This window comes from Streptomyces ziwulingensis (assembly GCF_039542605.1).
Lineage (GTDB): Bacteria > Actinomycetota > Actinomycetes > Streptomycetales > Streptomycetaceae > Streptomyces > Streptomyces ziwulingensis.
On sequence record NZ_BAABIG010000043.1, the window covers coordinates 97,395 to 109,710 of the forward strand.

General features: G+C 74.1%; 10 protein-coding genes. 9 read left to right on the forward strand and 1 reads right to left on the reverse strand.

Annotation, left to right across the window (positions count from 1 at the left end):
• Positions 1–218 precede the first annotated feature (218 nt).
• Positions 219–1,226, forward strand: a complete 1,008-nt coding sequence (locus tag ABEB00_RS21680; protein ID WP_345621637.1) for an EamA family transporter — start codon at positions 219–221, stop codon at positions 1,224–1,226.
• 57 nt (positions 1,227–1,283) lie between these two features.
• On the opposite strand, the gene ABEB00_RS21685 is transcribed toward ABEB00_RS21680, so the two are convergent.
• Entirely contained in the window at positions 1,284–1,835 is a 552-nt protein-coding gene (locus ABEB00_RS21685) for a phenolic acid decarboxylase (protein WP_345621638.1), read from the reverse strand.
• 283 nt (positions 1,836–2,118) lie between these two features.
• Between ABEB00_RS21685 and ABEB00_RS21690 the strand changes: the two genes are divergently transcribed.
• The 8 genes from ABEB00_RS21690 (at position 2,119) to ABEB00_RS21725 (ending at position 12,303) form a co-directional block, all read left to right on the forward strand.
• Positions 2,119–2,916 (forward strand): TIGR03084 family metal-binding protein, encoded by a 798-nt coding sequence (locus ABEB00_RS21690; protein ID WP_345621640.1) that lies wholly within the window; start codon positions 2,119–2,121, stop codon positions 2,914–2,916.
• Positions 2,913–4,592 carry an acyclic terpene utilization AtuA family protein gene (locus ABEB00_RS21695; protein WP_345621641.1) on the forward strand — a complete coding sequence of 560 codons (1,680 nt, stop codon included), beginning with the start codon at positions 2,913–2,915 and terminating at the stop codon, positions 4,590–4,592. The genes ABEB00_RS21690 and ABEB00_RS21695 overlap by 4 nt, the downstream gene beginning before the upstream one ends.
• On the forward strand, positions 4,589–6,187 hold the full coding sequence (locus ABEB00_RS21700; RefSeq protein ID WP_345621643.1) for an acyl-CoA carboxylase subunit beta: 1,599 nt from the start codon (positions 4,589–4,591) through the stop codon (positions 6,185–6,187). Before ABEB00_RS21695 ends, ABEB00_RS21700 begins: the two co-directional genes overlap by 4 nt.
• A gap of 14 nt (positions 6,188–6,201) precedes the next feature.
• A complete protein-coding gene (locus ABEB00_RS21705) occupies positions 6,202–8,052 on the forward strand; it encodes an acetyl/propionyl/methylcrotonyl-CoA carboxylase subunit alpha (RefSeq protein WP_345621645.1) in 1,851 nt (616 codons plus the stop codon).
• A 151-nt stretch (positions 8,053–8,203) separates the two neighbouring features.
• A complete protein-coding gene (locus tag ABEB00_RS21710) occupies positions 8,204–9,367 on the forward strand; it encodes an acyl-CoA dehydrogenase family protein (RefSeq protein ID WP_345621647.1) in 1,164 nt (387 codons plus the stop codon).
• 34 nt (positions 9,368–9,401) lie between these two features.
• Positions 9,402–10,970, forward strand: a complete 1,569-nt coding sequence (locus tag ABEB00_RS21715; RefSeq protein ID WP_345621649.1) for a 4-coumarate--CoA ligase family protein — start codon at positions 9,402–9,404, stop codon at positions 10,968–10,970.
• Positions 10,967–11,710 carry an enoyl-CoA hydratase family protein gene (locus ABEB00_RS21720; RefSeq protein ID WP_345621651.1) on the forward strand — a complete coding sequence of 248 codons (744 nt, stop codon included), beginning with the start codon at positions 10,967–10,969 and terminating at the stop codon, positions 11,708–11,710. The genes ABEB00_RS21715 and ABEB00_RS21720 overlap by 4 nt, the downstream gene beginning before the upstream one ends.
• Entirely contained in the window at positions 11,698–12,303 is a 606-nt protein-coding gene (locus ABEB00_RS21725) for a TetR/AcrR family transcriptional regulator (protein ID WP_345621652.1), read from the forward strand. Before ABEB00_RS21720 ends, ABEB00_RS21725 begins: the two co-directional genes overlap by 13 nt.
• The last annotated feature ends 13 nt before the right edge of the window (positions 12,304–12,316 follow it).

A 12,316-nucleotide genomic window follows, 5' to 3' on the forward strand; every position in this document is an offset into this window, starting at 1 on the left:
ACCTCCGGGAAGTACGCGGCGCGGGCGGGTGGAACTCCGCCGCTGCGGACGCTACCCGGCACGGGAGGGCGGTCCGCGCACCGGTCGTCCTTTGACAGCCGCCTACCCCGCCCGTGACAGTCGCATGGCAGGGTTATACGACTGACATACGGCCCCTGCCCGCATATGCTCCAGCCCACCCGCGCCCCTGCCCTCCCGCGACCGTCCCCGGAGACCCCGTGACCACCCCCAGCGCCCGCCCAGGCACCCCGGCCCCGGCCCCGGCCGCCCCCGCGACCGGCCTGCCGCCGGTGCCCGCCCCCGGCACCGCTTCCGGCACCGCCACCGCCGACGGCGGTGCCCCGGCCCCCGGTCAGAAGGGCGCCTGGGGGCCGGTCGGCCTGGTCCTCGCCGGGGGCGTGTCGGTGCAGTTCGGTGCCGCGCTGGCGGTGAGCCTGATGCCCCGGGCCGGCGCGCTCGGCGTGGTGACCCTGCGGCTGGCCGTGGCCGCCGTCGTCCTGCTCGTGGTCTGCCGGCCCCGGCTGCGCGGCCACTCCCGGGCCGACTGGGGCACGGTCGTCGTCTTCGGCGTCGCCATGGCCGCCATGAACGGCCTCTTCTACCAGGCCGTCGACCGCATCCCGCTCGGCCCCGCCGTCACCCTGGAGGTGCTCGGCCCGCTGGCCCTCTCCGTCTTCGCCTCCCGCCGGGCCGTCAACCTGGTCTGGGCCGCGCTCGCCCTGGCCGGTGTCGTACTGCTCAGCGGCGGCGGCTTCGACGGCCTCGACCCGGCCGGCGCCGCCTTCGCGCTGGGAGCGGGCGCGATGTGGGCGGCGTACATAGTGTTCAGCGCCCGCACCGGCCGCCGCTTCCCGCAGGCCGACGGGCTGGCCCTCGCCATGGCGGTCGGCGCGGTGCTCTTCCTGCCGCTGGGCATCGCCGAGTCGGGTACGGAACTCGTCGACCCGGTGACCCTCGGGCTGGGCGCCGGGGTCGCCCTGCTCTCCTCCGTGCTGCCCTACACCCTGGAACTCCTCGCCCTGCGCCGCCTGCCCGCGCCCACCTTCGCCATCCTGATGAGCCTGGAGCCCGCCATCGCCGCGGCGGCCGGTTTCCTCATCCTCGACCAGGCCCTGACCGCCACCCAGTCCGCCGCCATCGCCCTGGTCATCGTGGCCAGCATGGGAGCGGTCCGGACCCAGATGGGACGCCGCCGCGCCAAGGCACTCCCGCAGCCCCTTCCCTAGGGTTCGCCAGACGGGCCCGGGACCGGTCGGACAGGCCCCGGGACCGGGACGGTCCCGTCAGTTCGTGCGGTCGGCGTAGCCGTCGGGGAGCTGCCCCGGGGCCAGGTCGATGACCGTGTCGTTGTCGCGGCCGCACTGCTCGATGAACGTGATCTTCGCGAACTCGGGGATGATCACGTACGGGTAGGCGGGGCCCTCGTCCCGGAAGTCGCGCATGCTGTCCAGGAAGTCGTTCTGGTAGCAGATCGTCTTCTCCGGGTGCTGCCCCTCGCCCGCGATCCACTGGGGAAAGAAGATCGTGCCGTGCACCAGGCGGCGCGTGAGGTCGAAGAACAGGCTCACGCAGGTGCCGGTGGGCTCGTGCCAGTCGGTCTTGTACTGGCCCTCCGCGATCCGGACGACGGACACGGCCTGCCTCGTCACCCACCGGCCGCCGACCAGGCCGTGGTGGATGCGGTAGTCGCACTCCTTCTCGTTGCGGGCGTACCACTCGTACTGCCAGCCGTTGGCGTACGTGTAGATGAAGTGGTTGCCCACGAACGGCGACAGATCCTGCTCGGGCTCGGGGTGGTCGACCGAGGTCTGCGAGGCGGCGGGGCTCGGGCTCACGACAGGTCTCCTCTCGCGGGGGCGCGGTGTCCCTCCGAGGCCGATTCTGTTGCCGGGTTCCCGCCCCCGCATCCCCAGGGCGGCCGCACGGACGGGGCGACCGTCTCCACGACCACGTGACCCCGACCCCGACCACGACCCGGCGGCCTCGGCCATAAAATCATGCAAGCGTGCTTGATTGTTATTACGTCCCCTGCCATGCTCCTCACCACATCGTCACCGCGCCACCGCCGTACGTCACCGCCACACCGCCGCGCGCCACCGTGCCCGAGGGGAGCGTTCCGTGTCCGATCCGACGCCCGTCATCGACGACCTGCGCGAGGAGGGCGAGGAACTCGACGCGCTGGTCGCCGACTTGAGCGAGGAGCAGTGGGCGCTGCCCACCCCCGCGCCGCGCTGGACCGTCGCCCACCAGATCGCGCACCTGGCCTGGACCGACCGCTCGGCCCTGCTGGCCGTCACGGACGAGGACGGCTTCCGCGTCCTGGTGGAAGGCGCCCTCGCCGCCCCCGACACCTTCGTCGACGAGGGCGCCGAGGAGGGCGCGCTGCTGCCGCCCGCCGAACTGCTGACGGCCTGGCGCCGGACCCGTACCGCCCTCGACCAGGCGCTGCGCGAGGCCCCGCCCGGGGCCCGGTTCCCCTGGTACGGGCCGCCGATGGCCGCCGCCTCCATGGCCACCGCCCGGCTGATGGAGACCTGGGCGCACGGCCTGGACGTGGCCGAGGCCCTCGGGGTGCGCCGCCCGCCCACCGACCGGCTCCGGCACATCGCCCGCATCGGCACCCGCACCCGCGACTTCGCCTTCGCCGCCCGCGGACTCACCCCGCCCGCCGAGCAGTTCCGGGTCGAACTCACCGCCCCCGACGGCATCGGCGTATGGGAGTACGGCCCCAAGGACGCGGCCCAGCGGGTCACCGGCTCCGCCGTCGACTTCTGTCTGCTGGTCACCCAGCGCGTCCACCGCGCCGACGTCGCCCTGTGCGCGGTCGGTCCGGACGCCGGCCGCTGGCTGGAGATCGCCCAGGCGTTCGCCGGGCCGCCCGGAGCCGGCCGCGCGCCGAAGGGGGAGGCCCGATGACCGGGCCCGGCCCGCTGCGCGTCGGCAACGCCTCCGGCTTCTACGGCGACCGCTTCGACGCGATGCGCGAGATGCTCACCGGCGGCCCCCTGGACGTCCTCACCGGCGACTACCTCGCCGAGCTGACCATGCTCATCCTCGGCCGGGACCGGCTGAAGAACCCGGACGCGGGGTACGCCCGCACCTTCCTGCGCCAGTTGGAGGAGTGCCTCGGCCTCGCCCACGAGCGGGGCGTCAAGGTCGTCGCCAACGCGGGCGGGCTCAACCCGGCCGGACTCGCCGACGCCGTACGGAAGCTGGCCGACCGGCTCGGCATCCCCGTCCGCGTCGCCCATGTCGAGGGCGACGACCTCACCGCCGACCACCCCGGCGCGCTCGCCGCCCACGCCTACCTCGGCGGCTTCGGCATCGCCGCCTGCCTGCGCGCCGGGGCCGACATCGTGGTCACCGGGCGGGTGACGGACGCGGCCCTGGTCACCGGGCCCGCCGCCGCGCACTTCGGCTGGGCGCCGACGGAGTACGACCGGCTCGCGGGCGCGGTCGTCGCCGGGCACGTCCTGGAGTGCGGAGCGCAGGCCACCGGCGGCAACTACGCCTTCTTCGGCGAGGGCGACGTGCGGCGGCCCGGCTTCCCGCTGGCCGAACTGCACGCCGACGGCCACAGCGTCATCACCAAGCACGACGGCACCGGCGGTTTCGTCGACACCGGCACGGTCACCGCGCAACTGCTGTACGAGACGGGCGGCGCCCGGTACGCCGGGCCGGACGTCACCGCCCGCCTGGACACCGTGACCCTCACCCAGGACGGCCCGGACCGGGTCCGGATCACCGGCGTGCGCGGCGAGGCCCCGCCGCCCACCCTCAAGGTCGGCCGCAACCGCCTCGGCGGCTTCCGCGGCGAGGTCACCTTCGTCCTCACCGGCCTGGACATCGAGGCCAAGGCGGCGCTCGTGCGGGAGCAGATGGAAGGCACCCTCAAGAAGGCCGCGGACGTCCGCTGGGACCTGGTCCGCACCGACCGGCCCGACGCCCCGACCGAGGAGACGGCCAGCGCCCTGCTGCGGCTCGTCGTCCGCGACGCCGACCAGAAAGTCGTCGGGCGGGCGCTGAGCGGGGCCGCCGTCGAACTCGCCCTCGCCTCCTACCCCGGCTTCCACGTGACGGCCCCGCCGGGCAAGGGCGCGCCCTACGGGGTCTTCGAGAGCGCCTACGTCCCGCAGGACGCCGTCGCCCACGTCGCCGTCCTGCCCGACGGCCGCCGGGTCCCCGTGCCGCCCGCCCAGGAGACCGCCGTACCCGGTCCGGTGCCGGAACCGCCGCTGCCCGGCCCGCTGCCCCCGGGACCCACGCGCCGCGCCCCCCTCGGTCTCGTCGCCGGTGCCCGCAGCGGGGACAAGGGCGGCGACGCCAACGTCGGCGTCTGGGTCCGGACCGACGCGGCCTGGCGGTGGCTCGCCCACGAGCTGACCGTCGACCGGTTCCGGGAGCTGCTCCCGGAGACCCGCGACCTGCCGGTCACCCGGCACCCGCTGCCCCGCCTGCGCGCCCTGAACTTCGTCGTCGAGGGCATCCTCGGCGAGGGCGTCGCCGCGCAGGCCCGTTTCGATCCGCAGGCCAAGGCGCTCGGCGAATGGCTGCGCGCCCGCCACCTCGACATACCGGAGGCCCTTCGGTGACGGTCCTGTCCTGCGCCCTCGACCCGGCCGACGCCGAGCACCGCGCGCACCGCGAGGCCATGCTCGGCAAGCTCACCGAGCTGGACGCCGAGCACGCCAAGGCCCTCGCGGGCGGCGGCGAGAAGTACGTCGCCCGGCACCGCGAGCGCGGCAAGCTGCTCGCCCGCGAGCGCGTCGAACTGCTCCTCGACCCCGACACGCCCTTCCTGGAACTGTCCCCGCTGGCCGCCTGGGGCAGCGAGTACACCGTGGGGGCCTCCCTGGTCACCGGCATCGGCACGATCGAGGGCGTGGAGTGCCTGATCACCGCCAACGACCCGACCGTGCGCGGCGGCGCCAGCAACCCCTGGTCCCTGAAGAAGGCCCTGCGCGCCAACGACATCGCGCTCGCCAACCGGCTGCCCTGCGTCAGCCTGGTGGAGTCGGGCGGCGCCGACCTGCCGTCCCAGAAGGAGATCTTCATCCCGGGCGGCGCGATCTTCCGGGACCTCACCCGGCTCTCGGCGGCCGGCATCCCCACCGTCGCCGTCGTCTTCGGCAACTCCACCGCCGGGGGCGCGTACATCCCCGGCATGTCCGACCACGTCATCATGGTCAAGGAGCGGGCCAAGGTCTTCCTGGGCGGCCCGCCGCTGGTGAAGATGGCCACCGGCGAGGAGAGCGACGACGAGTCCCTCGGCGGCGCCGAGATGCACGCCCGCACCTCCGGCCTCGCCGACTACTTCGCCGCCGACGAGCCCGACGCGCTGCGCCAGGCCCGCCGGGTCGTCGCCCGCCTCAACCACCGCAAGGCCCACCCCGACCCGGGACCCGCCGCGCCACCGAAGTACGACCCGGAGGAACTGCTGGGCATCGTCCCCGGCGACCTGAAGACACCGTTCGACCCGCGCGAGGTGATCGCCCGGATCGTCGACTCCTCCGACTTCGACGAGTTCAAACCGCTCTACGGGACGAGTCTCACGACGGGCTGGGCCGAGCTGCACGGCTACCCCGTCGGCATCCTCGCCAACGCCCGGGGGGTCCTGTTCAGCGCGGAGTCGCAGAAGGCCGCCCAGTTCATCCAGCTCGCCAACCAGCGCGACGTCCCGCTGCTCTTCCTGCACAACACCACCGGCTACATGGTCGGCAAGGAGTACGAGCAGGGCGGCATCATCAAGCACGGCGCGATGATGATCAACGCGGTGAGCAACAGCCGCGTCCCGCACCTCTCCGTCCTCCTCGGCGCCTCCTACGGCGCCGGCCACTACGGCATGTGCGGCCGCGCCTACGACCCGCGCTTCCTGTTCGCCTGGCCCAGCGCCAAGTCCGCCGTCATGGGCCCGCAGCAGCTCGCCGGTGTCCTGTCCATCGTCGCCCGCCAGTCGGCCGCCGCCAAGGGACTGCCGTACGACGACGAGGGCGACGCGGCGCTGCGCGCCATGGTGGAGCAGCAGATCGAGTCCGAGTCGCTGCCGATGTTCCTGTCCGGGCGGCTCTACGACGACGGCGTCATCGACCCGCGCGACACCCGCACCGTCCTCGGCCTGTGCCTGTCCGCGATCCACACCGCCCCCTACGAAGGCGCGCGCGGCGGCTTCGGCGTCTTCCGAATGTGAGGTGTGAGGGACCAGTGATCACTTCCGTACTCGTCGCCAACCGGGGCGAGATCGCCTGCCGCGTCTTCCGTACCTGCCGTGAGCTGGGCATCCGTACGGTCGCCGTCTTCTCCGACGCCGACGAACACGCGCTGCACGCGCGCGTGGCCGACGCGGCGGTACGGCTGCCGGGGTCGACGCCCGCCGAGACCTATCTGCGCGGCGAGGCGATCGTGAAGGCCGCGCTGGCCGCCGGCGCCGACGCCGTGCACCCCGGTTACGGCTTCCTCTCCGAGAACGCGGCCTTCGCGCGGGCCGTCACCGACGCCGCGCTGACCTGGATCGGGCCGCCCCCGGAGGCCATCGAGGCGATGGCGTCCAAGACCCGCGCCAAGGAACTCCTGGGCATCGCGCCCCTCGACACCGTCACCGAGGCCGACCTGCCGGTCCTGGTGAAGGCCGCGGCGGGCGGCGGCGGCCGCGGCATGCGGGTGGTCCGCCGGCTGGCCGACCTCGACGCCGAACGGGACGCCGCACGCGCGGAGGCCCAGAGCGCCTTCGGCGACGGCGAGGTCTTCGTCGAGCCGTACGTCGAGAACGGCCGCCACGTCGAGGTGCAGATCCTCGCCGACACCCACGGCACGGTGTGGGCGCTCGGCACCCGCGACTGCTCCCTGCAACGCCGCCACCAGAAGGTCATCGAGGAGGCCCCGGCGCCCGGCCTGTCCGAGGAGCTGACCCGGGACCTGTACGACCAGGCGGTCCGCGCCGCCCGCGCCGTCGACTACACCGGCGCCGGAACCGTCGAGTTCCTCGTCGCCGACGGCCGCGCCCACTTCCTGGAGATGAACACCCGCCTCCAGGTCGAACACCCCGTCACCGAGGCCGTCTTCGGCATCGACCTGGTCGCCCTCCAGCTCCGCGTCGCCGAGGGCCGCCCCCTCGGCCCGGAACCGCCCCGCGCCCGCGGCCACGCCGTCGAGGCCCGCCTCTACGCCGAGGACCCGGCGGCCGGCTGGGCCCCGCAGACCGGCCGCCTGCACCGCCTCGACCTCCCGGACGGCGTCCGCCTGGACACCGGCTACACCGACGGCGACGACATCGGCGTCCACTACGACCCGATGCTCGCCAAGGCCGTCGCCCACGCCGCCACCCGCGAGGAAGCCGTCCGCCGCCTGGCCGGCGCCCTGGAACGGGCCGCCGTGCACGGCCCGGTCACCAACCGCGACCTCCTGGTCCGCTCCCTGCGCCACGAGGAGTTCACCGCCGCCCGCATGGACACCGGCTTCTACGGCCGCCACCTGCCCGCCCTGACCACCCCGGCCCCCGACCCGTACGCCCCGCTGGCCGCCGCCCTCGCCGACGCGAGCAGCCGCTCCCGCTTCGGCGGCGCCTGGCGCAACCTGCCCGCCCAGCCCCAGGTCAAGCGGTACGTCATGGCGGGCGAGGAGCACGAGGTCCGCTACCGGCACACCCGCACCGGCCCGCGGGCGGACGGCGTCCGTGTCCTGCACACCGCCCCCGACCTGGTCGTCCTCGAAGTGGAGGGCGTACAGCGCCGCTTCGAGGTCGCCCGCTACGGCGACCAGGTCCACGTCGGCCCCACCCGCCTCACCGCGCTGCCCCGCTTCCCCGACCCCACCGCCCAGCACGCCCCCGGCTCCCTGCTCGCCCCGATGCCCGGCACGGTCGTCCGGGTGGCGGAGGGCCTGCGGGAGGGCTCGTCCGTCGAGGCCGGCCGGCCCCTGCTGTGGCTGGAGGCGATGAAGATGGAACACCGGATCACCGCCCCGGTCACCGGCACGCTGACCGCACTGCACGCCGTGCCGGGACAGCAGGTCGCGGTCGGCTCCCTGCTGGCGGTGGTGCGGGGCGAAGGCGACTAGGGCGCGCCCCCCAGGAACGACCAGGGCGCGCCCCCCAGGAACGACCAGGGCGCGCCCCCCTCAGGAACGACCAAGGCGCGAAACACCGCCCCAGGAACGCGGAGAACCGCGCGACCCGGCACGACGAAACCCGCACCCCAAGGAGCCCCCGATGCCCACCCTCATCGAATCCGACGAGCGCAAGTCCCTCCGCGCGGCGGTGGCCGCCCTCGGTACCCGGCACGGCCGCAACCACGACCGGGAAGCCCTCTGGTCCGAGGCCGGCAAGCTCGGCTACCTCGGCGTCAACCTCCCCGAGGAGTACGGCGGAGGCGGTGGCGGCATCGCCGACCTCTCCATCGTCCTCGAAGAACTCGGCGCGGCCGGCTGCCCCCTCCTCATGCTGGTCGTCTCCCCGGCGATCTGCGGCACGGTCATCGCCCGCTTCGGCACCGAGCGGCAGAAACGCGACTGGCTCCCCGGGATCGCCGACGGCACCCGCACCATGGCCTTCGGCATCACCGAACCCGACGCCGGCTCCAACAGCCACCGCATCACCACCACCGCCCGCCGCGACGGCACCGACTGGCTGCTCACCGGCCGCAAGGTCTTCATCTCCGGCGTCGACCTCGCCGACGCCACCCTCGTCGTCGGCCGCACCGAAGACTCCCGCACCGGCCGCCTCAAGCCCTGCCTGTTCATCGTCCCCCGGGACACCCCCGGCTTCGAACGCCGCCAGATCGACATGGAACTCCAGGCCACCGAGAAACAGTTCGAGCTGACCTTCGACGACGTACGGCTGCCCGCCGAGGCACTGGTGGGTGGGGGCCCCTCCCACGCTTTCGGCAGTGGGGGAGAGGACGCGGGGCTGCTCCAGCTCTTCGCCGGGCTCAACCCCGAGCGCGTGATGACCGCCGCCTTCGCCATCGGCATGGGCCGCTACGCCGTCGGCAGGGCCGTCGAGTACGCCCGCGACCGCACCGTCTGGAAGGCCCCCATCGGCGCCCACCAGGCCATCGCCCACCCCCTCGCCCAGGCCCACATCGACCTCGAACTGGCCCGCCTGATGATGCAGAAGGCGGCCCACCTGTACGACGCCGGGGACGACATCGGCGCGGGCGAGGCCGCCAACATGGCCAAGTACGCGGCCGGCGAGGCGTGCGTACGGGCCGTCGACACGTCCGTGCACACCCTCGGCGGCAACGGCCTCACCCGCGAGTTCGGACTCGCCTCGCTGATCACCGCGTCCCGGGTGGCCCGGATCGCCCCGGTGAGCCGGGAGATGATCCTCAACTACGTCTCCCACCAGACCCTCGGCCTGCCCAAGTCGTACTAGCCCGCACCGGCTACCAGCCGCCACTGGAGGAACCGTGTTCCGCAGCGAGTACGCAGACGTAGACCCCGTCGACCTGCCCATCCACGAGGCCGTCCTGGGCCGGGCGGCCGAGTTCGGCGACGCGCCCGCGCTGATCGACGGCACCGACGGCACCACCCTCGGCTACGCGCAGGTGGACCGGTTCCACCGGCGGGTCTCCGCCGGGCTCGCCGAGGCCGGGGTCCGCAAGGGCGACGTCCTCGCCCTGCACAGCCCCAACACCGTCGCCTTCCCGCTCGCCTTCTACGCCGCCACCCGCGCGGGCGCCTCCGTCACCACCGTGCACCCGCTGGCCACGGCGGAGGAGTTCGCCAAGCAGCTCACCGACTGCGCCGCCCGCTGGATCGTCACCGTCTCACCGCTCCTCGAAACCGCCCGCCGGGCCGCCGAACTCGCGGGCGGTGTACGGGAGGTCTTCGTCTGCGACAGCGCGCCCGGCCACCGCTCCCTGACCGACATGCTGGGCTCCACCGCGATCGAGCCGGTGGTCGCCATCGACCCCGTCGAGGACATCGCCGTCCTGCCGTACTCCTCCGGGACCACCGGCCTGCCCAAGGGCGTGATGCTCACCCACCGGCAGATCGCCACCAACCTGGTCCAGCTCGAACCGGCCGTCACCACCGGCCCCGGCGACCGCGTCCTGGCGGTGCTGCCGTTCTTCCACATCTACGGCCTCACCGCGCTCATGAACGGGCCGCTGCGCCAGGGCGCCACCGTCGTCGTCCTGCCCCGCTTCGACCTGGAGCAGTTCCTCGCCGCCATCCAGAACCACCGCATCACCGACCTCTACGTGGCCCCGCCCATCGTCCTGGCCCTGGCCAAGCACCCGCTGGTCGCCCAGTACGACCTGTCGTCGCTCAAGCGCGTCACCAGCGCCGCCGCCCCGCTCGACGCCCGCCTCGCCGCCGCCTGCTCGGCGCGGCTCGGCCTGCCGCCGGTCGGCCAGGCGTACGGCATGACCGAACTCTCCCCGGGCACCCATGTCGTCCCCATGGACGCGACGGCCGACGCCCCGCCCGGGACCGTCGGCAAGCTCATCGCCGGCACCGAGATGCGCCTGGTCTCCCTGGACGACCCCGGCACGGACCTCGGACCCGGCGAGTCCGGCGAGATCCTCATCCGGGGCCCGCAGATCATGAAGGGCTACCTCGGCCGGCCCGACGCCACCGCCGCGATGATCGACCCCGAGGGCTGGCTGCACACCGGGGACGTCGGACACGTCGACGCGGACGGCTGGCTCTTCGTCGTGGACCGGGTCAAGGAACTCATCAAGTACAAGGGCTTCCAGGTGGCCCCCGCCGAACTGGAGGCCCTGCTGCTCACCCACCCCGACATCGCCGACGCCGCCGTCATCGGCGGGTACGACGAGAACGGCAACGAGATCCCGCACGCCCACGTCGTCCGCCGGCCCACCGCGCCCGCCCTCACCGAGAGCGAGGTCATGGCGTACGTCGCCGGACAGGTGGCCCCGTACAAACGGGTCCGCCGGGTCACCTTCATCGACGGCGTGCCCCGCGCCGCCTCCGGCAAGATCCTGCGCCGACAGCTCCGGGAGCGCACATGACGACCGCCCCCCTGATAGCCCGCGCCCGCGTCCGGGGCGTCGAGACCCTCGCCCTGGACTCGCCGGGCAGCCGCAACGCGCTCTCCGCCGCCCTGGTGGACGCACTCGCCGGGGCGCTGGCCGACTGCGCCGCGGACTCCGGCGTACGCGCCGTCGTCCTCACCCACACCGGCACCACCTTCAGCGCCGGCGCCGACCTGCGCGACCCGCCCGCGCCCGAGGCGCTGGTCGGCCTGCTCCGGCAGATCGTGGAGCTGCCCAAACCGGTGGTCGCCCGGGTCGCCGGGCACGTCCGGGCCGGCGGCCTCGGCCTCCTCGCCGCCTGCGACCTCGCGGTGGCCGCCACCGAGTCGACGTTCGCCTTCACCGAGGTACGCATCGGGGTGGCGCCGGCCGTGATCTCCCTGACCGTGGTCCCGCGCGCCGACCCGCGCGCCCTCGCCCGCCACTACCTCACCGGCTCCCGCTTCGACGCCGCCGAGGCCGTCCGCACCGGTCTGCTGACGGCGGCGGGCGACGACGTGGACGCCGTACTGGAACCCGTCCTCGACGGCCTGCGCAAGTCCGCCCCACAGGGCCTGGCCGAGACGAAACGGCTGCTCACGGCTAGGGTGCTGGAGGCATTCGACCGGGACGCGGCGGACCTCACCGCCCGCTCGGCCCGGCTGTTCGCCTCCCCGCGGGCCCGCGAGGGGATGACGGCCTTCCTCGAACGACGGGAACCTCCATGGGTGCTGTGACGACAGCCGACCGCGTCCCCAAACAGGACCGCAGCCGGGCCACCCGGCAGCGGCTGCTGGCCGCCGCGGTGGCCTGCCTCGCCGAACACGGCTGGGCGGGCTCCACGGTCTCGGCCGTCGCCGAACGCGCCGGAGTCTCCCGGGGCGCCGCCCAGCACCACTTCCCGACCCGTGAGGACCTCTTCACCGCCGCCGTCGAGTACGTCGCCGAGGAACGCTCCCTCGCCCTGCGCGCCCTCTTCCCCGAGGGCACCACCGCCGCCGACCGGCCTGCGGTGGTCACCGCCCTCGTCGACCTCTACACCGGCCCGCTCTTCCGCGCCGCCCTGCACCTGTGGGTGGCCGCCTCCAACGAGGAGCAGCTCCGGGGCCGGGTCACCGAACTGGAGGCCCGGGTCGGCCGCGAGACCCACCGCATCGCCGTCGACCTGCTCACCGCCGACGAGCGCCGCCCCGGCGTCCGCGAGACCGTCCAGGGCCTGCTGGACATGGCCCGCGGCCTGGGCCTCGCCAACCTCCTCACCGACGACACCGTCCGCCGCGCACGCGTGGTGGACCAGTGGGCCGCGCTGATGGAGGAGACGCTCGGCTGAGCCGTCGGCCGGC

Coding starts and splice junctions, on each gene's coding strand:
- ABEB00_RS21695 (WP_345621641.1), top strand. CDS start 2,913: ATGACCGGGCCCGGCCCGCTGCGCGTCGGCAACGCCTCCGGCTTCTAC.
- ABEB00_RS21710 (WP_345621647.1), top strand. CDS start 8,204: ATGCCCACCCTCATCGAATCCGACGAGCGCAAGTCCCTCCGCGCGGCG.
- ABEB00_RS21720 (WP_345621651.1), top strand. CDS start 10,967: ATGACGACCGCCCCCCTGATAGCCCGCGCCCGCGTCCGGGGCGTCGAG.
- ABEB00_RS21725 (WP_345621652.1), top strand. CDS start 11,698: ATGGGTGCTGTGACGACAGCCGACCGCGTCCCCAAACAGGACCGCAGC.